Origin of the sequence: Pseudolysinimonas yzui (genome assembly GCF_014653215.1) — a bacterium.
GTDB classification, from domain to species: Bacteria; Actinomycetota; Actinomycetes; order Actinomycetales; family Microbacteriaceae; genus Pseudolysinimonas_A; species Pseudolysinimonas_A yzui.
Genome location: NZ_BNAI01000003.1, coordinates 148,058 through 169,437, shown reverse-complemented (window position 1 = coordinate 169,437; position 21,380 = coordinate 148,058). Strand labels below are relative to the sequence as shown.

The window sequence follows — 21,380 nt, the reverse complement described above, 5'->3', positions numbered from 1 at the left end:
GGTCAGTTCCCCCCAAGAAGATTTCCGAGGTAGAGGTATGTCCGAAGCACGTCGCACTGACTTGAGGAACGTCGCCATCGTCGCGCACGTCGACCACGGCAAGACGACGCTCGTCGACGCGATGCTGCGGCAGACCGGTTCCTTCGGTTCGCACGAGCACATGGAAGAACGCGCCATGGACTCGAACGACCTGGAGCGTGAGAAGGGCATCACGATCCTCGCGAAGAACACCGCGGTGACGTATTCCGGGATCCACGCGACCGACGGTCCGGTGACGATCAACGTGATCGACACCCCCGGCCACGCCGACTTCGGCGGCGAGGTGGAGCGCGGCCTGTCGATGGTGGATGGTGTCGTGCTGCTCGTCGACGCGAGCGAGGGTCCGCTGCCGCAGACGCGCTTCGTGCTGCGCAAGGCCCTGGAGGCGAAGCTTCCGGTCATCCTGCTGGTGAACAAGACCGACCGGCCGGATGCCCGCATCGACGCCGTCGTCGAGGAGAGCCACGATCTGCTGCTCGCGCTCGCGAGTGACCTGCACGACGACATGCCCGACCTCGACGTCGACGCCCTGCTTGACCTCCCGGTCGTCTACGCGTCGGGCCGCAACGGCGCCGCGTCGTGGAACAAGCCCGAGAACGGTTCGCTGCCCGACAACGACGACCTCGAGCCGCTGTTCGAGGCGATCCTCAAGCACGTGCCGGCCCCGACGTACGACGACGAGGCGCCGCTGCAGGCGTGGGTGACGAACCTCGACGCGAGCCCGTTCCTCGGCCGCATCGCCCTGCTGCGCATCTTCTCGGGAACGCTCAAGAAGGGTCAGACGGTCGCCTGGGTGCGTCACGACGGCTCGCACACGACGGCGCGCATCACCGAGCTGCTGAAGACCCGCGCGCTGGAGCGCTACCCGGCCGAGAGCGCGACGGCGGGCGACATCGTCGCGATCGCCGGCTTCGAGGACATCACGATCGGCGAGACGATCGCCGACCCCGACGACATCCGGCCGTTGCCCGCGATCACGGTCGACGACCCGGCGATCTCGATGACGATCGGCACCAACACCTCTCCCCTGGTCGGCAAGGTGAAGGGGCACAAGCTCACCTCGCGCATGGTGAAGGACCGCCTCGACCGCGAGCTCATCGGAAACGTGTCGCTCAAGGTCGTCGACATCGGTCAGCCGGATGCCTGGGAGGTGCAGGGCCGCGGCGAGCTGGCCCTCGCGATCCTCGTCGAGAACATGCGCCGCGAAGGCTTCGAGCTCACCGTCGGCAAGCCGCAGGTGGTCACCAAGACCGTCGACGGCAAGACCTTCGAGCCGTTCGAGCACCTCACGATCGACGCGCCCGAGGAGCACCTCGGTGCCATCACGCAGCTGCTCGCCGCCCGCAAGGGCCGCATGGATTCGATGACGAACCACGGCACCGGCTGGGTGCGCATGGAGTTCATCGTTCCCTCGCGCGGACTCATCGGGTTCCGCACCGAGTTCCTCACGATCACCCGCGGCACCGGCATCGCCAACGCGATCTCGCACGGCTACGAGCCGTGGGCGGGAACGATCACGACCCGGGTGAACGGCTCGATCGTCGCCGACCGGTCGGGCACGGTGACGCCGTTCGCGATGGTCGCCCTGCAGGAGCGCATGTCGTTCTTCGTCGAACCGACGCAGGAGGTCTACGAGGGCATGGTCATCGGCGAGAACTCGCGCGCCGACGACATGGATGTGAACATCACGAAAGAGAAGCAGCTCACCAACATCCGCTCCTCGACCTCCGACAACTTCGAGAAGCTCACGCCGACCCGCAAGCTGACGCTCGAGGAGTGCCTCGAGTTCGCCCGCGAGGACGAGTGCGTCGAGGTGACCCCCGAGGTCGTGCGCATCCGCAAGGTCGAGCTGGATGCCACGGCGCGGGCGCGCAACCTGTCGCGATCGAAGAAGCAGGCCTGACCGCGTCAACCTCGATCGGTATCCGATACGTCGTTGTGATGCCGGGTCGCGCTACGATCCCGAGTATCGAGGCAAGGAGCATCCCATGCTGAAGAGGAATCTGCGTCCCTGGTTGCTCGCGATCGGGGTCATCCCGCTCGCGCTCACCCTCACCGGGTGTTTCGGAATCCCGAACCTGCCGGGCGGATCCGACGGCGGTAACGGCGGAACGGATGAAGTCGACGAGGAGTTCGTCGAGGACATCGTCGAAGGCGGCACTGACAGCGACGTCGACTTCGAGTCGGGTTCGCTGCCCGCCGACTTCCCGGTCGGCGACATCCCGCTCGTTCCCGGCGAGGTCGGGCCGAGCATGTCGATCTCGAACGGCGCGGCGTGGACGGTCACGATCTACACCGAAGACGAGGAGACGGCGGCATCGGCGGCTCAGCTGCTGGAGGATGCCGGCTTCAACAACGAGAGCGTGTTCGCCTGGGAGAACGAGGAGTACCTCGTGGTGATCGTGGCTTCCGACCAGGACGACGAGGGCAGATGGTACGTCTACTACCAGATTCAGAGGCAGCAGTGAGCGCCCGGATGCCACGGGCCGCCGCCGTCGCTCTCGGTGCCGTCCTGCTGATCGGGTTGCCGACGCTGACCGGCTGCTCGGTCGTCGAGGGGATCATCGAGCAGCAGACCGGAGGCGACGTCGATCTGGGTGGCAACACGGTGCCCGCCGACTTCCCGTCGGCGGTTCCGCTCGCCGATGGCGAGGTCGTCAACGGGTCGAAGATCAGCGGAGGCGACGGTGAGACGGTCTGGAACGTTCTGATGAACGTCTCCGACCTGGCTGCGCCCGACTCGATCGCCGCTCAGCTCGAGGGCGCCGGGTTCGCCTCGGCCGGCACGGGAGATGTCTCCGACAGCGGCGGAACGCTCACCTACACGAAGGACAACCTCGTCGTGAACGTGCTGCTCGGCAAGACCGACTCCGGGTGGACCGCGAACTACACCGTGGCGCAGACGGCCGGGTGACCGGGATCGCATCGCGGGCCTTCACGCTCGTCCTCGCCTTCGTCACGGGTGCGGGGACGGGCTTCGTGCTCACCTTCGTCCACGGTCACTACGTCGTCGAGTGGGGTGACGTGTCGGTGCCGCTGGGGCTGATCGGCAGCCTCGCCGTCGTGGCCGCGCTGCTCGCCGGGATGCGGTTGGCCTTCGCGGAGCGCGCCGCGCCGATCGCCGCAGCGTTGGGGGTGATCGCCGGGACGGCCGTGCTGACCCTGCCCGGCAACAGCGGGTCGCTGTTCCTGCCCGACGACCCGGCCGGGTACATCTGGGCGGTGGGGCCGACGGTGTTGGCCGTCGTCATCATCGCGTGGCCGCTGCGGCGAGCCCAGGTAAGGGTGCCCTAACCAGCCAGCACCCGCCACTGTTCGTAGACTGAAGGCGTGACGTACGTGATCGCCCTTCCGTGCGTGGATGTCAAAGACCGCGCCTGCATCGACGAATGCCCCGTCGACTGCATCTACGAGGGCGACCGGATGCTCTACATCCAGCCCGACGAATGCGTCGACTGCGGCGCCTGCGAGCCGGTCTGCCCGGTCGAGGCCATCTACTACGAAGACGACCTGCCCGCGAAATGGGCCGACTACTACACGGCGAACGTCGAGTTCTTCGCCGAGGTCGGCTCCCCGGGCGGCGCGGCGAAGGTCGGCGTCATCCCCGGGGATCACCCGGTGGTCGCCGCTCTGCCGCCGCAGGCGCACTGAGCCCGTGCCGCTCGCTCTTCCCGACTTCCCCTGGGACTCGTTGCTGCCGTACCGGGCGACGGCGGGGGCCCATTCCGACGGCATCGTCGATCTCGCGATCGGTTCGCCCGTCGATCCCGTTCCCGAGCTCATCCGCGATGCGCTCGCCGCGGCGGTCGACAGCCCCGGATACCCGCAGACCCAGGGGAGCCCGGAGGTGCGCGCGGCGATCGTCGGCTGGTACGCCCGGCGCGGCGTCGAGATCGACCCGCCGAACGCCATCCCCACGATCGGCTCGAAGGAGTTCATCGCGACCCTGCCGACCCTGCTCGGGCTGGGCCCCGGCGATGTCGTCGTCGTCCCGACCGTCGCCTACCCGACCTACGAGGTGGGCGCGCGCATCGCCGGTGCCGAGGTGCTGCGCTCCGACGAGCCCGACGAATGGCCGACGACCACTCGGCTGATCTGGCTCAACAGCCCGGGGAATCCCGACGGCAAGGTGCACGGTCACGAGTTCCTGCGTCGTGCCGTGGTGCGGGCGCGCGACCTGGGTGCGGTCGTCGCGAACGACGAGTGCTACACCGAGCTCAACTGGGACGGCGCCGAACCGACCCCGTCGATCCTCGATCCCGAGGTCACCCAGGGCTCCCGCCGCCTCACCCTGGCCGTGCACTCGCTGTCGAAGCGCTCCAACCTCGCGGGTTACCGGGCCGGTTTCGTCGCCGGCTGCAGCGACCTGGTGGGCGAGATCCTCGAAGCGCGCAAGCACGCCGGCCTCATCCCGCCGGCGCCCGTGCAGCACGCGATGGCGGTCGCGCTCGGCGACGACGAGCATGTGCTCACCCAGAAGGCGCGGTACGGTGCGCGTCGCGACCAGCTCGCCACGGCACTCACGGATGCGGGCTTCCGGATCGACGAGAGCCGGGCGGGACTGTACCTGTGGGCGACCCGCGGCGAGGACTGCTGGGCGACCGTGGGCGCCTTCGCCGAGCTCGGCATCCTGGTGACCCCGGGCTCGTTCTACGGCGATGCGGGCCGGGAGCACGTGCGGATCTCGCTCACCGCGACCGACGAACGGGTCGCCGCGGCCGCCCGGCGTTTGGCGTCTTCCTCTAACTGACGACGCGCTTTCTTGGGGGTCTCCAGGATGCCATTCCGGGGCCTCTAGGCTGTAACGGTGAGCGAAACCGCAGGGCCCGACACGGCCACGTTCTCCTACGGCGACACGACCGTCGAGTTCCCCATCGTCCGAGCCGTCGACGGTCGCGACAGCGTCGACGTCTCGTCGCTGATGAAGACCACCGGGCTCTCCGCCCTCGACCAGGGCTTCGTGAACACCGCGTCGACGAAGAGCGCGATCACGTACATCGACGGGGACGCCGGCATCCTGCGCTATCGCGGCTACGCGATCGAAGACCTCGCCCGCAACTCGACCTATCTCGAGACCGCGTGGCTGCTCATCTACGGCGAACTGCCGACGCAGTCCGAACTCGCCGAGTTCGAGGACAAGATCCGCCGCCACACCCTGCTGCACGAAGACCTCAAGACGTTCTTCTCGGCGCTGCCGCACACCGCGCATCCCATGTCGGTGCTCTCCTCGGCGGTGTCGGCACTCTCCACCTACTACGAGGACTCGCTCGACCCGCACAATCCCGAGATGGTCGAGATGAACACCGTGCGGCTGCTCGCGAAGCTGCCGGTGATCGCCGCCTATGCGCACAAGAAGTCGCTCGGCCAGGCCTTCCTCTACCCCGACAACTCGCTGTCGTTCGTCGAGAACTTCCTCAAGCTCAACTTCGGCAACATGGCCGAGCCGTACGAGATCAACCCCGTACTGGTGAACGCCCTCGAGCGGCTGCTGATCCTGCACGAAGACCACGAGCAGAACGCCTCCACCTCGACGGTGCGTCTCGTCGGCTCGACCGAGGCGAACATGTTCGCGTCGATCTCGGCCGGCATCAACGCGTTGTACGGCCCGCTCCACGGCGGCGCGAACGAGGCCGTGCTGACGATGCTGCAGCAGATCCACGACTCCGGCGAGAGCGTGCAGAAGTTCGTCGAGCGCGTGAAGAACAAGGAAGACGGGGTGAAGCTCATGGGCTTCGGGCACCGCGTCTACAAGAACTTCGACCCGCGGGCGAAACTCGTCAAGGAGAGCGCCGACGAGGTGCTCGCCGACCTCGGCGTGAAGGACCCGCTGCTCGACATCGCGAAGGAGCTCGAAGAGGCGGCGCTCGCCGACGAGTACTTCATCCAGCGCAAGCTGTATCCGAACGTCGACTTCTACACCGGGGTCATCTACAAGGCGATGGGCTTCCCGGCACGCACCTTCACGGTGCTGTTCGCGATCGGGCGGCTGCCGGGCTGGATCGCCCATTGGCGCGAGGCGGCAACCGACCCGGCGACGAAGATCGGCCGCCCGCAGCAGCTCTACGTCGGACCCGCGGCCCGGGCCTGGCCGTCCGGCCGCTGACGCGCGAGCGGCGGGGTGACCGTGTTCGTGCAACTGCTCGATGAGCGCGGCGTGCGCGTGCCGTCGGCCGAGTTCGACCCGTTCGTCGCGCACCTGACCCATGCCGACCTGCTCGGCCTGTACCGCGACATGGTCGTCGTGCGACGCATCGACGCCGAAGCGACGGCTTTGCAGCGTCAGGGCGAACTCGCGCTCTGGCCGCCGCTGCTCGGGCAGGAGGCCGCGCAGATCGGCTCCGGCCGCGCACTCCGCGCCGACGACTTCGTGTTCTCCAGCTACCGCGAGCACGCCGTCGCCTATACGCGCGGCGTGCGACTCGTCGACCTGGTGCGGGTCTGGCGGGGCACGACCGCGTCGGGATGGGACCCGTTCTCGATCGGGATGGCGACGCCGCAGGTGATCATCGGCGCCCAGACCCTGCACGCCACCGGGTACGCGATGGGCATCCGCAACGACGGGGCCGACTCCGTGGCCGTCGCCTACTTCGGTGACGGCGCGACGAGCGAGGGGGATGTCTCGGAGGCGATGGTGTTCGCGGCATCCTTCCGCGCTCCCGTCGTCTTCTTCTGCCAGAACAACCACTGGGCGATCTCGGAGCCGGTGACGCTCCAGTCGACGGTCGAACTCGCCGACCGAGCTGCCGGGTTCGGCATCCCGGCGATCCGGGTCGACGGCAACGACGTGCTCGCCGTGAGCGCCGCGACGAGTTCTGCTCTCGCTCGCGCCCGGGCGGGGGAGGGGCCGACCTTCATCGAGGCCGTCACCTACCGGATGGGACCGCACACGACGGCCGACGACCCGACGCGCTACCGCGACGCCGACGAGCTAGCCGTCTGGCACGGGCGCGACCCGATCGCGCGTCTCGCCGAACACCTGCGGGCCGCGGGGGTGCTCGATGCGGCGGCGGATGCCGAGGTCGCTGCGGAAGCGGATGCGGTCGCGGCCGAGCTGCGGGCCGGATGCCTCGCCCTCGCCGACCCGGAACCGCTGTCGATCTTCGAGAACGTGTACGCCGAGCCGCACCCCGTGCTGGAACGGCAGCGCGCCGACTATGCCCGCTACCTCGACGGGTTCGCCTGATGGCGGCGACGACCCTCACCCTGGGCAAGGCGCTCAACCGCGCCCTGTACCGGGAGCTCGCGGCCGATCCGAAAGTCGTCGTGATGGGCGAGGATGTCGGGGTGCTCGGCGGCGTCTACCGCATCACCGACGGGCTGCAGGCCGAGTTCGGCGCCCACCGGGTCGTCGACACCCCGCTTGCCGAGTCCGCGATCATCGGAACCGCGATCGGCCTCGCCTTCCGCGGCTACCGGCCGGTGTGCGAGATCCAGTTCGACGGTTTCGTCTATCCGGCGTTCGACCAGATCGTCTCGCAGCTGGCGCGCATGCACGCCCGCACGAACGGCGCGGTCAAGCTTCCGCTCACCATCCGCATCCCGGTCGGCGGTGGTATCGGCTCGGCGGAGCACCACTCCGACTCGCCCGAGGCGCTGTTCGTGCACACCCCGGGCCTGCGGGTCGTCACGGCGGCGACGCCCCAGGATGCGCACACCCTCCTGCGTCAGGCGATCGCGAGCGACGATCCGGTGATCTTCTTCGAGCCGAAGCGCCGCTACCACGTGAAGGGCGACGTCGACGAAGATGCCGTCGACCTGCCGATGGGCGCCGCCCGGGTCGCTCGCCCCGGCGACCAGGTGACCCTCGTCACCTTCGGGTCGCTCGTGCCGACGGCTCTCGATGCGGCGACCGCCGCCGCCGACGAGGGCGTGCGAATCGAGGTCATCGACCTGAGGTCGTTGTCGCCGATCGACTTCGCCACGATCGAGGCCTCGGTGCGCCGCACCGGCCGGCTCGTCGTGGCGCACGAGGCCCCGCAGACGGCGGGTCTCGGTGCCGAGATCGCCGCGACGATCACCGAACGTTGCTTCCACTACCTCGAGGCGGCGCCGGTGCGGGTCACCGGGCACGACATCGTCTACCCGCCAGCTCGCCTCGAACAGCACCACATCCCCGACCTCGACCGCATCCTCGACGGCGTGGATCGCGCTCTGGGGCGGGCGCCCGCCGCCCTGGAGGACGCATGACGCTCCGCGAATTCCGCCTGCCCGACCTCGGCGAAGGGCTCACGGAGTCCGACATCGTCGCGTGGCGCATCGCGGAGGGCGAGTCGGTCGAGCTCAACCAGATCATCGCCGAGGTCGAGACCGCGAAGGCCCTCGTCGAACTCCCGTCCCCGTACTCCGGGGTGGTCGCCGCGCTGCACGCCCGCGCCGGCCAGACCGTGAACGTCGGCGACCCGCTCGTGACGTTCGCGGTGACGCCGTCCGCCGCCGGGGAGGCCCTCGAGGAGGACGCTCCCCAGCCGAATCTCGTCGGCTACGGCGCGCGCCCCGAGCATGCCGGGCATCCGGTGCGACGGGCCCGCCGCGGGCTGCCGTCCCGCCCCGTCTCGGACACCGCGCCAGTCGCCCGGGTGGCGCACGAGCGGCCCCGCTCCACCCCGCCGGTGCGTCACCTCGCCCGGCAGCTCGGAATCGACCTCACGTCGATCGCGGGCACCGGCCCGGGCGGGCTCATCACGCGCGACGACGTCGCCGCCGTCGCGAATCGCATCGTCGACGCCGGCCCCGTCACCCGCATCCCGATCCGTGGCGTGCGCAAGCACACCGCCGCCGCGATGGTCGCGAGCGCGTTCACGGCCCCGCACGTCACGGTCTTCCACACCATCGACGCCACCGCGGCGCTCGAGCTCGCGAGCCGACTCACCGCGGCGTCCCCCGGCGTCAAGATCTCGCTGCTCGCGATCGTCTCGCGCGCGGTCTGCCTGACGCTCGCGAGGCATCCGGAGCTGAACTCCCGATGGGAGGAGGCGTCGCAGGAGATCGTGCACTACGGGTACGTCAACCTCGGGATCGCCGCGGCGACCGACCGGGGACTGGTCGTGCCCAACGTGAAGGATGCCGCAGCGCTCGGTCTGACCGCCCTGGCCGGTGCGCTGGCCGAGCTCACCGCGGAGGCCCGCGCCGGCAAGGCGAGCCCGGAGCGGCTCACCGGGGGCACCTTCACGATCACCAACATCGGCGTCTTCGGCGTCGAGGCGGGCACGCCGATCCTCAACCCGGGTGAGGCCGGCATCCTCGCCCTGGGCGCCGCGCAGCGTCGCCCGTGGGAGTTCCAAGGCGAGATCGCGCTGCGTCAGGTGATGACGCTCAGCCTCTCGTTCGACCACCGCGTGGTGGACGGCGCTCAAGGGTCGCGGTTCCTGGCGGAGCTCGGCGCGATGCTGGAGCGCGCCGACGAAGCGGAACTGGCTGGGGAGCCGCGATGAAACTCATGCGGATCGGTGCGCGCGGCGCCGAGCGCCCCATCGTGCGGGTCGACGACGCGACCTACGTCGACGTCTCCGACCTCACCCCCGACTTCGACGAGGCGTTCTTCGGCGGCGCGGGCATCGCCGGGCTCGAGGCGGAGGTCTCGGCGCGCGTCGCCGCGGGCCGGGTCGAACGGTTCGCCGGCGACCGCATCGGTGCGCCCATCGCCCGGCCGCACCAGATCATCGGGATCGGCATGAACTTCGCCGAGCATGCCCCCGAGCTCGGTCTGCCCGTGCCACCCGAACCGCTCATCTTCAGCAAGTCGCCGAACGCGCTGAGCGGTCCGGACGACGACGTCGTCATCCCGCGGGCGTCACGCAAGACCGACTACGAGGTCGAGCTCGGCGTCGTGATCGGGCGCCGCTCGATGTACCTGCAGAGCGATGACGAGGCGGCCGCGGCGATCGCCGGCTACGTGCTCGCCAACGACGTGAGCGAGCGGGAGTTCCAGCAGGAGCGCTCCGGCCAGTTCATGAAGGGCAAGTCGGCCCCCACCTTCTGCCCCGTCGGGCCGTGGCTCGCGACCCCCGACGAGTTCGCCGACATCCGTTCGCTGCAGATGACGAGCACCGTCAACGGAGAGGTGCGGCAGAACGGGTCGACGGCGACGATGATCTTCGGTCCGCTGTTCCTCGTGCGCTATCTCAGCCAGTTCCTCACCCTGGAACCGGGCGACCTCGTGCTGACCGGCACCCCGCCGGGCGTCGGGCTCGGCTTCACGCCGCCGCGGTTCCTCGCCGCCGGCGACGTGGTCGAGCTGGCGATCGACGGGCTCGGCACCCAGCGGCAGACGCTCGCCGCCGCCGGGTAGCCGAGCGCGTCGGCCTTGCGGCTACTGGTTGATGCCGGCCAGAGACCCCGTCGTCTGCCCGTTGGGGTCGCCGATGGTGCAGAGCAACTCGCGGTCGCCGTTGCCCCAGCTGCCCTCGGTGGGGAAGTACCCGCTGGTGGCGTAGATCGAGTCGGCGTACGGGATGCCGACGAACTCGGTGAAGGCGTCGCCCTGGCAGAACGTGGTGAGCTCGTCGGAGAGGGCGGCGTCACCGGGGAACTCGGCGCTCGTCGAGTCGGTGCGGGCGAACACCTCGGTGTCGTGCGGCTCCGCGCAGTCGACGATCGGCACCGTGGTGACCTCGTCGGGTGCGCTGAGGTCGTTGAGGCAGTCGCCGATCGTCAGCGTGAAGACGTCGGCTTCCCCTTCGGGCACACCGGTGACGACGGATTCGAGGACGCTGCACCCCGCAAGAGCGGCGGCGGCGAGAGTGAGGGCGAGGCCACCGACGATGCGGCGAGCGAGAAGTCGAGACGTTTTCACGGCGCCAGCATAGCGATTCAGGAAGTTCGCAGATACCCGAGCACGTCGTCGTGCAGGAGGCCGTTCGTGGCGAGCACCGAGAGGGTGTCGAGGGCGTCGGCGCCGTCGACATCCGTGATGCGTCCCCCGGCCTCGCGCACGATCGGAACGAGCGCGGCGATGTCCCACGGCTTCACGTCGAATTCGCCCGCGATGTCGATCGCGCCCTCGGCGAGCAGCATGTACGACCACAGGTCGCCGAACGCGCGGGTGCGCTCGACGGCGCGGCTCAGGGCGACCAGCTGGTCGAGCCGGCCGTACTGGTCCCAGTGCTTGAGGCTGTTGTACGAGAAGGATGCGGCGGCCAGGTCGGCGATGCCGCTCACCCGCAGCCGGCGCGGTTCGCCGCCGTCCTGCTGCAGCCAGGCGCCATGCCCGGTCGCCGCCCACCAGCGTCGCCCCAGAGCGGGGGCGCTGACGACACCCACCTGCGGCACCCCGTCGATGACGAGCGAGATGAGGGCACCCCAGATCGGCACCCCGCGCACGAAGTTGCTGGTGCCGTCGATCGGGTCGATGATCCACTGGCGGTTCGACGTGCCCGCGGTGCCGAACTCCTCGCCGACGATCGAGTCGTCGGGACGGGCCTCGGCCAGATGCTCGCGGATGATCCGCTCGACGCGGGTGTCGGCATCCGTCACCTGCGAGCGGTCGGGCTTGAGCTGCACGTCGAGGTCTTGGGCGCGGTAGCGGTCGATCGCGATGAGGTCGGCTTCGGCGGCGAGCACGAGGGCGACCGCGAGGTCGTCGGAGAGGCTGAAGGTCACACTCAGCAAGCTACCCCGTGAGCGTGGTCAGCAGGCGCTGGAGGGAGTCGACGCGGGCGGCGGGCAGCCGGCCGTCGGCGACCGCCTCGTTGAGTTCGCAGTCCGGGGCGTCGGGCAGGTGGGTGCAGCCCCGGGGGCAGTCCGCGGCGACCGCGGCCAGATCGGAGAACGACTTGAGGATGTTGGCGGTGTCGACGTGGCCGAGCCCGAACGAGCGCACCCCCGGGGTGTCGATGATCCACCCGCCGGTCGGCACCCGCAGCGAGACCGTCGACGACGAGGTGTGTCGCCCGCGGCCGGTGACGGCGTTGACCACCCCGACCGCGCGATCCGTTCCCGGCACGAGAGCGTTGACGAGGGTCGACTTGCCGACCCCCGAGTGCCCGACCGCGACGGTGGTGTGCCCGTCGAGCAGGGGGGTGAGTTCCGCGATCGGCCAGGCATCCTGCCCCGACCTCACGACCGGGATGTCGAGGGCCTCGAAGTTGCGCAGGAACGGCTCCGGGTCGGCCAGGTCGGTCTTCGTGATGACCATGATCGGCGCGATGCCGGCGTCATAGGCCGCGACCAGGTAGCGGTCGACGAGACGGGGGCGGGGCTCGGGGTTCGCCGCGGCGACGACGATCAGCAGCTGGTCGGCGTTGGCGACGATGATCCGCTCCACCTCGTCGGTGTCGTCGGCGCTGCGGCGCAGCAGCGTCGTGCGGGGCTGGATGCGCACGATGCGCCCCAGCGACCCCTCGGCTCCGCTCGTGTCGCCCACGACATCCACCCGATCGCCGGTCACGATCGCCTGCTTGCGCAGCTCGCGGGCGCGCGCGACCGTCAGCACCCGCTCGTCGGGTCCGTTCTCGTCGGCGAGCACGGTGTAGCGCCCCCGGTCGACCGACAGCACCCGCGCGTCGATGGCGTCGCCGTGCTCGGGGCGGTTCTTGGTGCGCGGCTTGGTGCCCTTCGGGTTCGGCCGCACCCGCACATCCGACTCGTCCCAGGCGTCGAAGCCCTCGTCGTCGTCGTCCGGCGGCAGCCAGCTCATGCGAGGATCTGCCCCCACAGCGCCGGGAACTCGGGCAGGGTCTTCGCCGTCGTGGCGATGTCGTCGACGACGACGCCGGGCACGACGAGGCCGAGCAGCGCGCCCGTCGTCGCCATCCGGTGGTCGGCGTACGCCCGCCACGGGGCACCGTGGAGGGGAGCGGGCTCGAAGGCGAGCCCGTCGTCGAGTTCGGTGACACGGCCGCCGAGGCCGGTGATCTCGGCGACGAGGGCGGCGAGGCGGTCGGTCTCGTGCCCCCGCAGGTGGCCGATGCCGGTGATGCGCGAGCCGCTCGTGGCCAGAGCCGCGAGCGCCGCGAAGGTCGGGGCGAGCTCGCCGCCTTCAGTGAGGTCGAGGTCGACGCCGGGCCAGGTGCGCCCGCCGCGCCAGCCGGCACCGCCGTCGACCGTCAGGCCGTCGGCCTCCCGGGTCACGGTGGCGCCGAAGCGGGGGAGCAGCGTGCGGAACAGGTCGCCGACCTGGGTGGTCGACTCGGGCCAGCCGGCGATCGTGACGCGACCACCCGCCAGGAGCGCGGCGGCGAGGAACGGCCCCGCGTTCGACAGGTCGGGCTCGATGTGAACGTCGGCACCGGCGATCTCGCCGGGAGCCACGACCCAGGTCGCGGGCTCCGGGCTCGTCACCGTCACGCCCCGGCGGGCGAGGGTGTCGATCGTCATCTTGATGTGCGGCAGGCTCGGCAGCCGCTCGCCGGCGTGGCGCAGCACCAAGCCGTCGCGGAATCTCGGTGCGGCGAGCAGCAGTCCCGACACGAACTGGCTCGAGGCGGACGCGTCGATCGTGATCTCGCCACCCTCGACCAGCCCGGTGCCGTGGATCGTGAACGGCAGGCTTCCCCGGCCGTCGTCGACGACGGCGACGCCGAGCGAGCGCAGGGCGTCGATCGTGGTCGCCATCGGGCGTTTGCGGGCGTGCGCGTCGCCGTCGATCGTGACCGGGCCGTCGGCGAGCGCGGCGACCGGCGGGATGAAGCGCATCACCGTTCCGGCGAGCCCGGCATGCAGCTCCGCATTGCCGCTGACCTCACCCGGGATGATCGACCACGAGTCGGGGGAAGACGTGTCGATCGTCGTGCCGAGCGCGCGGAGCGCGTCCACCATCAGCTCGGTGTCGCGGGCGATGAGGGGGGCGTGCAGCGTCGACGGGCCGGAGGCGAGTGCCGAGAGCACGAGTTCGCGGTTGGTGAGGCTCTTCGACCCCGGGATCACGAGGTGCGCGTCGAGCGGACCGGTCGCGACGGGCGCCGTCCAGCCTGCGGAATAGGTCGAGTCAGCCATCGGTTGTCTAGGGTATGCCCACCGCCCTGCTCGACCGTCCCGCCCGGCCCGCGGAACTAGACTCGACGGCGATGAGCGACACCCCGCCGGTGCAGCCGGCCCCCGAGTTGCGACGTCTGTTCGAAGAACAGGCGCTGGTCTTCATGGACCAGCTGTACGCCGCGGCGCTGCGGATGACCCGCAACCCGGCGGATGCCGGCGATCTGGTGCAGGAGACCTACGTGAAGGCCTATGCGGCCTTCGGCTCGTTCACCCAGGGCACCAATCTCAAGGCGTGGCTCTACCGCATCCTCACCAACACGTTCATCAACACCTATCGCAAGAACCAGCGCGGCCCCTACCAGGGCACCATCGACGACCTCGAGGATTGGCAGCTCGGCGGAGCCGAGTCGCTCACTCAGGGTCGCTCGACGCGGTCGGCCGAAGCCGAGGCGATCGACCACCTGCCCGACAGCGACGTCAAGGCAGCTCTGCAGTCGATCCCCGAAGACTTCCGGCTCGCCGTCTACCTCGCCGACGTCGAAGGTTTCTCGTACCAGGAGATCGCCGACATCATGAAAACCCCCGTCGGAACCGTGATGAGTCGACTGCACCGTGGCCGTCGACTCCTGCGTGATCTGCTCGCCGACTATGCCCGCGAGCGCGGCATCACCGTTCCGGCTCCCACCACCAGGAGCGCGACATGACCGACTGCGGCTGCGACAAAGCCAAGGCCGAACTCGAGGAGTACCTGCACCGCGAGCTGAGCGATCAGGACTTCCGCGACATCACCGACCACCTCGAGAACTGCGAAGACTGCACCGGCGAGCACCTCGTCGGCGTCACCCTGACCCTCAAGATGCAGCGGGCGTGCCAGGAGAAGGCACCCGAAGAACTCCGCGCCGCCATCCTCGCGAAACTCCTCTGAGACCGACCTCAGTGAGCGGCGCTGCCGCTGAGGGCCATGCGGATCGCCCCGAGCTGCTCCCGTAGGCGCTTCGCGTCCGCCGCGCTGAAGTCGGCCAGCATCCGGCGTTCGATGTCGGCGATGGGTTCGGCGAGGTCGTCGAGGATCTTGAGCCCCTGCTCGCTGAGGAAGACCAGCACCTGACGCTTCATCTGCGGGTCACGCACCCGACGGATGAGGTGACGTTCCTCGAGCGACGCGAGGTGTTGCGCCATCGTCTGGATGCGCACGAACGAGTTGCGCGCGAGCTGGGTGCTGGTGATCCCGGGATGCCGCGCCAGCACCGTCAGCGACGTGTACTGCAGGGCCGTCAGCCCGTATCCGCCCACCACCTCGTCGATCTGCGCCCGGATCGCCAACTCGACCTGCTTGACGAGGTACAGCACGGTCGAGTGGCGTGCGTCGCCGAGTAACGGCGCGGCGCTGCGTTCGCTCATCGACTCCCCCTTCGGTGTGGTCGCCACAGTCTCTCACTTGACGTGGCGGCGAATCTTCTCCATGATCGGCAATACTCAGTAATCCTGACAGTCAGGGTTCCTGATTGCCAAGTACCGTTCAACGAAGAATGGAGTGTCCTCGATGAAGAGGAAGTCATGGGTGATTGCGGCGGCTGCCGCGGTCGCCATCACAGCGCTCGCCGGGTGCACCGCAAGCGGTGCCGAAGGCGGATCGGATGACGGTCCGATCAAGGTCGGCGTCGTTCTGCCGCTCACCGGTCCTTACGCCATCCTGGGTGGCCCCGGCTCGGCGGCGATGGAACTGATGGCCGAGCAGATCAACTCCGAGGGCGGGATCGACGGGCGTCAGATCGAACTCACGTTCAAAGACGACACCACCGACGTCACGCAATCCGTCACCGAGTACAACCAGCTGGCGGCGTCCGGCGAATACGACGTGCTGGTCTCGTCGTCGTTCGTGAGCGCATCGGCGGCCATCTCGGAGAGCGCGACCGCCGCGCAGATCCCGACCCTGTCGCTCGGCCCGGTCAGCGCCTACGGCGACGGCAGCAACGAGTGGATCTTCGTCGTCCCCGCGACGGCCGAGATCTACGGCCAGGCGATGGTGGAGTACTTCACCGCCATCGGCGTCGAGAAGCTCGCGATCGGCTACACCGGAGGCGACGTCTTCGGAACGGGCGGCAGCGAGTCGACCGTGCAGTACGCCGACGAGGCGGGCCTCGAGATCGTGCTCAACGAGCCGTTCGACCAGGCGGCCACCGACTTCACGCCGCTCATCACCAAGGCGCTCGACTCCGGCGCCGACGCGTTCCTGGTCTGGGGCGCGGGCCCCGCGCCGGGCATCATCACCGGTCAGTTCGCGGCCCAGGGTGCGGGCAGCGGGGTGCAGCTCTACATGACCGGCGCCCAGGCCAGCACGCTGTACAGCATCCCGGTCGGCGAGGCGGGCGAGGGCGTCATCCTCTCCAGCAACCTCGCGGTTGCCGGAGCGGACATCCCGGCGGGAAGCCTGAAGACGCAGATCGACGACTTCGCAGCCCTCTGGGCGGCGTCGGACAGCGCGGCCGACTACCCCTACCCGCCGCAGTTCGCGTTCGAAGGTGCCGCAGCGATCCAGCTGATCAAGGCCGCGATCGAAGCCGCCGGGTCGACCGACCACGCCGCCGTTCGGGACGCTCTCGAGGGTCTCGACATCCTGACGACGATCGGGCGGAAGGCGTACTCGCCGACCGACCACGTCGGACTCACGACCGCCGACCTGGCGATCGTCGAGATCCAGGACGGCGCGTTCGTCGCGACCGAGTACAGCATCGAGCGTTTCGCGGACCTGCCCAACTGATGAGTATCGGGGAAGGCGGTCTTCCGCTGCTCGAGATCGACGGCGTCTCACGCTCCTTCGGGGGCGTGCGGGCCACCGACGACGTGCGGTTGACGGTTGCCGACGGCGAGCTGCGCGGCGTGATCGGTCCCAACGGGGCCGGAAAGTCCACCCTGTTCAGCCTCGTCAGCGGACACCTGACACCGAGCGCCGGCACGATCACCCTCGACGGCACGCGGATCGACCGCCTTCCCCCTCATCGTCGCGCCGAACTCGGAGTGGCGATCGTCTTCCAAGGCGCGCGACTGTTCCCGGGCCTCTCGGTGCTCGAGAACGTCGCCGTCGGAGCGCACGCGCGCACCCGCAGCGGCATCGCCGCGGCGATCCTCCGCACCGCCGGCCATCGCCGCGAGGAGCGCGAGATCTTCGCCGACGCGCGCGACGCCCTCGAGCGCGTCGGGCTGGGGGAGTGGGTCGACGCCGAGGCCGGCGGGCTCCCGCTCGGCCAACAGCGTCGGGTGCAGCTCGCCCGCGCCCTCGTCGCGCGCCCGCGGCTGCTGCTGCTCGATGAACCCGCGTCGGGGCTGCGCTCGACAGAACGGCGCGCGTTCGAAGACCTCGTGCGCGAACTTCACGCCGACGGCGTCACCGTGCTGCTCATCGAACACGATGTCGGACTCGTGATGCGGCTCGCCGATCGCATCACGGTGCTCGACCTCGGTCGAGTCATCGCCGATGGCACACCCGACGCGATTCGCGCCGACCCTCGCGTGATCGAGGCCTACCTGGGGACCGGAGACCACCATGCTGCACATCCGTGATCTCGTCGTCACCTACGGTGCCGCCACCGCCCTCGACGGCGTCAGCCTCGATGTCGAGGCCGGCGAGATGGTGGCGCTGGTCGGACCGAACGGCGCGGGAAAGACGACGACGCTGAATGCCGTGAGCGGTCTGGTGCCGACGGCGTCGGGCACGATCGACATCGGCGGGCGGAGCGCCCAGGTTCCCGAAGGCCGGCAGATGTTCGCCGACATGTCGGTCGACGACAACCTCCGACTCGGTGCCTGGACGATGCCGCGTCGCGACCGCGACACCGAGCGGGTGTACGCCGTCATGCCCGATCTGCGCCCCCTCCGCCGACAGCGGGCCGGGCTGCTGTCCGGCGGCCAACAGCAGATGGTCGCGATCGGACGAGCCCTGATGGCGCAACCCGACGTTCTGCTCATCGACGAGCTCTCCCTCGGGCTGGCCCCGCTCATCGCGGCGCGCCTCATCGAGCACCTGCGCGAGATCAACCGCGAGGACGGCACGACGATCCTGCTCGTCGAGCAGGAGGTCGACCTCGCTTTCGACTTGTGCTCGCGTGCCTACGTGCTCGAGGCCGGCCGGGTCGTCGCCGAAGGCCCCACCGACGTGCTCAGCGCCGACCCCCAGTTGGCCGCCATCTACCTCGGGGCCGCGATGACGCGAGACGGGAGCGAATCACCGTGAGCACCTTCCTGACCTTCCTGGTCTCCGGGCTGGCCGTCGGCGCATCGTTCGCCCTCATCGGCAGCGGATTCGTCGTCGTGCATCGCGTCACCAACGTGGTGAACTTCACCCAAGGCACCCTCACCGTACTGGGCGGCCTCGTCTCGTATTCGCTGCTGTCGATGGCGATCCCGCACGGCCTGGGAGAACTCGGTGCCGTGGCGATCTCCGCCGTCGCGGGGCTGCTCGTCGGGCTGGTGACGCTGTCCCGGCCGGGAACGCCGGCCTTCGTCGCCCTGCTCGTGACCCTCGGCCTGTCGTTCCTGGGCACCGCGATCATCATCCTGGTGTGGGGGCAGAACCCGATCTCGCCCCCCGGCATCGAGGGTTCCCTCGAGATCGCGGGGGTCGGGATCGAGTCGCAACGCGTGCTGATCGTCGTCGTCACCCTGGCCGTCTTCGGCGCGATGTGGCTGTTCTTCGAGCGCACCGACCTCGGCAGAGGGATGTCGGCTGCCGCATCGAACCCGCGCGCCGCTCGCCTGGTCGGGATCGAGATCCGGCACATGGGTCTCGCCGCGTTCGCCATTGCGGGCGCACTCGGCGGGCTCGCCGGCGTGCTGATCGCGCCGACCCTGCCGCTCTCGGTCTACTCCGACCTCCCGCTCGCGCTGAGCGGATTCGCGGCAGCGGTGTTCGGCGGGCTCAGCAGCCCCGGGCGCACCCTCATCGGTGCCCTCGTGCTCGGGGTGTCGGGTCAGATGGTGGCCGGCTACCTCAACGGGTCGTTCCAGACACAGCTCGCACTCGTCATGATGCTCGTCGTGATGATCGCCCGCCACCGCTCGCTCACCACGGAGGAAGCGAAATGAGACGCCTCGCCCCCTACATCCCGATCGCCGCCTTCGCGATCGTGGCGATCATCCTGCCCTTGTTCGTGCGCGACCTGACCTTCCTCATGCAGATGCTGCTGTCGATGATCGTCGTCGTCGGCCTCACCCTGTTCATGGGGTACGCCGGCCAGGCGTCGCTCGGGCAGTCGGCCTTCGTCGCGGTCGGCGCGCTGACCGTCGGTGTCCTGTGCCGGCAACTGGGTCTTCCGCCGGTCGTCGGCCTGCTCGCCGCACCCGTCGTGGCGGGGGCCTTCGCGGTGGCGATCGGCGCGCCGCTGCTCAGGCTGCGGGGCCACTACCTCGCGTTCGGCACCCTCGCCGTGCTGCTGCTCGTCCATCTCGTGATGAGCACCGTGCCGCTGTTCGGGGGCGGGGTGGGGATCATGGGGATTCCGCCGCTGCTTCCCGGCGGGCAGCTCGGGTACGTCTACCTGGCGGTCGGGATCCTCGTCATCGCCCTCGTCGTCTCGCAGCACCTCGTCGCGAGCCGGTTCGGCCGGGGGATGCGTGCGCTACGAGGGAGTGAGACGGCGGCGGCATCCTCGGGTGTTCCCGTGCTGCGCAGCAAGATCCAGGTGTTCGGGCTGTCCGCCGTCTTCGCCGGCTTCGCGGGCGCCCTGTCGGCGTTCTTCATCCCCTTCGTGAGCCAGGACTCCTTTCCCGCGTCGAAGTCGTTCGAGTACGTGATCATGGCCGTCGTCGGCGGCATCGGCTCGCTCTGGGGCGGCATCGTCGGCGTGCTCGTCATCGCCGTGCTCCTGCAGGTCCTCAACGTGCTCAGCACCATGCCGGGGTTGCCGGCCACGGCCGGGCCGACGCTGCAGTACGCCGGCTACGCCATCGTTCTCGTCGTCGTGCTGCTGTTCCTGCCCGACGGCATCGTCCCCAGCATCCAGAAGGCGTGGCGTCGCCGCGTTGCCTCACGAAAGGAAAAGGCCTCGTGGCGAACCAGCGTCTCCGCGCATCGTTGACCGAACTTCCGACCCTGGTCGGCTCCGAGTTCGGACCCTCGTCGTGGCGCGAGATCTCCCAGGATGAGGTCAACCGCTTCGCCGACCTCACGGGGGATCACAACCCCGTGCACCTCGACCCCGTCTTCGCGGCGTCCACCCCGTTCGGCGGCACGATCGTGCACGGCTACTTCACGCTGTGTCTCGTCGCGCCGCTCATGGCCGAGGTGTTCGAGGTCACCGAGGTCGGGCTCGGCGTCAACTACGGGCTCAACCGCCTGCGCTTCCCGGCCCCCGTTCCGGTCGGGGGACGCGTGCGGGTGCGGGGGATCGTCCGCGCGGCGACCGAGGTGCCCGGCGGAACCCAGATCGAGGCCGAGGTCACCTTCGAGGTCGAGGGTGCGACGAAACCGGTGTGCGTCGCCGACATGGTGCTGAGGTACTACGCATGAGCGGGCAGCTCGACGGGCGCGTCGCGATCGTCACCGGCAGTGGCCGAGGGCTGGGGCGCGCGTATGCCGAACAGCTGGCCGCCGCCGGTGCCGCCGTCGTCGTCAACGACATCGACGGGGAGACGGCGGCGACCGTGGTCGACGCCATCACGGCAGCCGGCGGGCAGGCGACCGCGGTCGTCGCGCCGGTCGGCTCGACCGAAGTCGCCGCAACGTTGGTCGACGCCGCACGCACGCGGCTCGGCAGGCTCGACATCGTCGTCTCCAACGCCGGGGTGCTGCGTGACCGGGTGCTGTGGAAGATGAGCGACGATGACTTCGACCTCGTCGTCTCGACGCATCTGCGCGGCACCTTCACGCTCGGCCGTGCGGCCGCGACCGCGATGCGCGAGCAGGGCGAGGGCGGCCGGCTCATCCTCATCGGATCCCCGGCCGGCCAGTTCGGAAGCTTCGGGCAGACCAACTACGCGGCGGTCAAGGCGGGCCTCGTCGCGATGGCGCGCACCTGGTCGCTGGAACTGGCTCGCGACCGCATCACCGCCAATGTCGTCGTGCCGACCGCGATGACCGCGATGACCGGGACGATCCCGGCCTACACCGAGCTCTACGAAGGCTTCCTGCAGGGGGAGCCGCTGCCGCGCTCGGTGCGTCGCGAACATGCTTTGGGATCACCGGAGGATGTCGCCCCTCTCGTCGTGTGGCTCGCATCGGATGCGGCGGCCGACGTCACGGGGCAGGCGATCGGAATCGGCGGTGACCGGCTCACGCTGTACACGCACCCGGCCGAGGCCGCGGTGGAGTACTCCGACGGCGGCTGGACCGCCGAGCTGATCGGCGAGACGTGGCGTACCGCTTTCGAGAAGCGTCGGCAGCCGTCCGGAGCAGTGCTGCCGTCGCTCGGGTGAGGGGAACAATGGTCGTC

Annotated in this window: 25 protein-coding genes; 20 read left to right on the top strand and 5 right to left on the bottom strand. The window is 69.6% G+C overall.

The window, feature by feature from the left end:
* Positions 1-37: 37 nt before the first annotated feature.
* The 11 genes from typA (at position 38) to IE173_RS09410 (ending at position 10,327) form a co-directional block, all read left to right on the top strand.
* Complete coding sequence (gene typA, locus IE173_RS09460) at positions 38-1,942, top strand: translational GTPase TypA (RefSeq protein ID WP_191283222.1); 1,905 nt, start codon at positions 38-40, stop codon at positions 1,940-1,942.
* An 85-nt stretch (positions 1,943-2,027) separates the two neighbouring features.
* Positions 2,028-2,507, top strand: coding sequence for a hypothetical protein (locus IE173_RS09455; protein WP_191283221.1), 480 nt, complete (start codon positions 2,028-2,030; stop codon positions 2,505-2,507).
* Positions 2,508-2,515: 8 nt separating this feature from the next.
* Complete coding sequence (locus tag IE173_RS09450) at positions 2,516-2,953, top strand: hypothetical protein (RefSeq protein WP_191283220.1); 438 nt, start codon at positions 2,516-2,518, stop codon at positions 2,951-2,953.
* Positions 2,950-3,333 (top strand): hypothetical protein, encoded by a 384-nt coding sequence (locus tag IE173_RS09445; RefSeq protein ID WP_191283219.1) that lies wholly within the window; start codon positions 2,950-2,952, stop codon positions 3,331-3,333. The genes IE173_RS09450 and IE173_RS09445 overlap by 4 nt, the downstream gene beginning before the upstream one ends.
* Positions 3,334-3,369: 36 nt before the next feature.
* Entirely contained in the window at positions 3,370-3,690 is a 321-nt protein-coding gene (gene fdxA, locus IE173_RS09440; protein WP_191283218.1) for a ferredoxin, read from the top strand.
* Between the two features lie 4 nt (positions 3,691-3,694).
* A complete protein-coding gene (gene dapC, locus IE173_RS09435; RefSeq protein ID WP_191283217.1) occupies positions 3,695-4,789 on the top strand; it encodes a succinyldiaminopimelate transaminase in 1,095 nt (364 codons plus the stop codon).
* A gap of 57 nt (positions 4,790-4,846) precedes the next feature.
* The gene (locus tag IE173_RS09430) at positions 4,847-6,142 is read left to right on the top strand and encodes a citrate synthase (RefSeq protein WP_191283216.1); all 1,296 of its coding nucleotides are present in this window, start codon (positions 4,847-4,849) and stop codon (positions 6,140-6,142) included.
* Between the two features lie 15 nt (positions 6,143-6,157).
* Positions 6,158-7,222 carry a pyruvate dehydrogenase (acetyl-transferring) E1 component subunit alpha gene (gene pdhA, locus IE173_RS09425; RefSeq protein WP_191283215.1) on the top strand — a complete coding sequence of 355 codons (1,065 nt, stop codon included), beginning with the start codon at positions 6,158-6,160 and terminating at the stop codon, positions 7,220-7,222.
* Positions 7,222-8,226, top strand: coding sequence for an alpha-ketoacid dehydrogenase subunit beta (locus tag IE173_RS09420; protein ID WP_191283214.1), 1,005 nt, complete (start codon positions 7,222-7,224; stop codon positions 8,224-8,226). The genes pdhA and IE173_RS09420 overlap by 1 nt, the downstream gene beginning before the upstream one ends.
* Positions 8,223-9,470 carry a dihydrolipoamide acetyltransferase family protein gene (locus IE173_RS09415; protein ID WP_191283213.1) on the top strand — a complete coding sequence of 416 codons (1,248 nt, stop codon included), beginning with the start codon at positions 8,223-8,225 and terminating at the stop codon, positions 9,468-9,470. The genes IE173_RS09420 and IE173_RS09415 overlap by 4 nt, the downstream gene beginning before the upstream one ends.
* Complete coding sequence (locus tag IE173_RS09410) at positions 9,467-10,327, top strand: fumarylacetoacetate hydrolase family protein (protein ID WP_191283212.1); 861 nt, start codon at positions 9,467-9,469, stop codon at positions 10,325-10,327. Before IE173_RS09415 ends, IE173_RS09410 begins: the two co-directional genes overlap by 4 nt.
* A gap of 21 nt (positions 10,328-10,348) precedes the next feature.
* Here the strand turns inward: IE173_RS09410 and IE173_RS09405 are convergent, their stop codons facing one another.
* Genes IE173_RS09405 through aroA form a run of 4 tightly spaced genes read right to left on the bottom strand, consistent with a single transcriptional unit; the run spans position 10,349 to position 13,971 of the window.
* The gene (locus IE173_RS09405; RefSeq protein ID WP_191283211.1) at positions 10,349-10,831 is read right to left on the bottom strand and encodes a septum formation family protein; all 483 of its coding nucleotides are present in this window, start codon (positions 10,829-10,831) and stop codon (positions 10,349-10,351) included.
* Positions 10,832-10,848: 17 nt separating this feature from the next.
* Entirely contained in the window at positions 10,849-11,637 is a 789-nt protein-coding gene (locus IE173_RS09400) for an inositol monophosphatase family protein (protein ID WP_229842017.1), read from the bottom strand.
* A 10-nt stretch (positions 11,638-11,647) separates the two neighbouring features.
* Entirely contained in the window at positions 11,648-12,673 is a 1,026-nt protein-coding gene (gene rsgA, locus IE173_RS09395; protein WP_191283209.1) for a ribosome small subunit-dependent GTPase A, read from the bottom strand.
* A complete protein-coding gene (gene aroA, locus IE173_RS09390) occupies positions 12,670-13,971 on the bottom strand; it encodes a 3-phosphoshikimate 1-carboxyvinyltransferase (protein WP_191283208.1) in 1,302 nt (433 codons plus the stop codon). Before aroA ends, rsgA begins: the two co-directional genes overlap by 4 nt.
* A 71-nt stretch (positions 13,972-14,042) precedes the next feature.
* On the opposite strand from aroA, the gene IE173_RS09385 reads away from it, so the two are divergent.
* Both IE173_RS09385 and IE173_RS09380 read left to right on the top strand, forming a co-directional pair.
* Positions 14,043-14,657 carry a sigma-70 family RNA polymerase sigma factor gene (locus tag IE173_RS09385; RefSeq protein ID WP_191283207.1) on the top strand — a complete coding sequence of 205 codons (615 nt, stop codon included), beginning with the start codon at positions 14,043-14,045 and terminating at the stop codon, positions 14,655-14,657.
* The gene (locus IE173_RS09380; protein WP_191283206.1) at positions 14,654-14,878 is read left to right on the top strand and encodes an alpha-ketoglutarate decarboxylase; all 225 of its coding nucleotides are present in this window, start codon (positions 14,654-14,656) and stop codon (positions 14,876-14,878) included. The genes IE173_RS09385 and IE173_RS09380 overlap by 4 nt, the downstream gene beginning before the upstream one ends.
* An 8-nt stretch (positions 14,879-14,886) precedes the next feature.
* Here IE173_RS09380 and IE173_RS09375 read toward each other — a convergent pair whose 3' ends face one another.
* Positions 14,887-15,354, bottom strand: coding sequence for a MarR family winged helix-turn-helix transcriptional regulator (locus IE173_RS09375; protein WP_191283205.1), 468 nt, complete (start codon positions 15,352-15,354; stop codon positions 14,887-14,889).
* 142 nt (positions 15,355-15,496) lie between these two features.
* Between IE173_RS09375 and IE173_RS09370 the strand changes: the two genes are divergently transcribed.
* From IE173_RS09370 to IE173_RS09340, 7 genes are read left to right on the top strand one after another with little or no spacing between them, the layout of a single operon-like run.
* A complete protein-coding gene (locus IE173_RS09370) occupies positions 15,497-16,714 on the top strand; it encodes an ABC transporter substrate-binding protein (RefSeq protein ID WP_191283204.1) in 1,218 nt (405 codons plus the stop codon).
* Positions 16,714-17,514, top strand: coding sequence for an ABC transporter ATP-binding protein (locus tag IE173_RS09365; protein WP_191283203.1), 801 nt, complete (start codon positions 16,714-16,716; stop codon positions 17,512-17,514). Before IE173_RS09370 ends, IE173_RS09365 begins: the two co-directional genes overlap by 1 nt.
* Positions 17,498-18,184, top strand: coding sequence for an ABC transporter ATP-binding protein (locus IE173_RS09360; RefSeq protein WP_191283202.1), 687 nt, complete (start codon positions 17,498-17,500; stop codon positions 18,182-18,184). Before IE173_RS09365 ends, IE173_RS09360 begins: the two co-directional genes overlap by 17 nt.
* Positions 18,181-19,035, top strand: coding sequence for a branched-chain amino acid ABC transporter permease (locus IE173_RS09355; RefSeq protein ID WP_191283201.1), 855 nt, complete (start codon positions 18,181-18,183; stop codon positions 19,033-19,035). The genes IE173_RS09360 and IE173_RS09355 overlap by 4 nt, the downstream gene beginning before the upstream one ends.
* Entirely contained in the window at positions 19,032-20,027 is a 996-nt protein-coding gene (locus tag IE173_RS09350) for a branched-chain amino acid ABC transporter permease (protein ID WP_229842016.1), read from the top strand. Before IE173_RS09355 ends, IE173_RS09350 begins: the two co-directional genes overlap by 4 nt.
* Entirely contained in the window at positions 20,024-20,458 is a 435-nt protein-coding gene (locus tag IE173_RS09345) for a MaoC family dehydratase (RefSeq protein ID WP_229842015.1), read from the top strand. Before IE173_RS09350 ends, IE173_RS09345 begins: the two co-directional genes overlap by 4 nt.
* Positions 20,455-21,363: an SDR family NAD(P)-dependent oxidoreductase gene (locus IE173_RS09340; protein ID WP_191283199.1), complete on the top strand. Its 909-nt coding sequence runs from the start codon at positions 20,455-20,457 to the stop codon at positions 21,361-21,363. Before IE173_RS09345 ends, IE173_RS09340 begins: the two co-directional genes overlap by 4 nt.
* Positions 21,364-21,380: the final 17 nt, after the last annotated feature.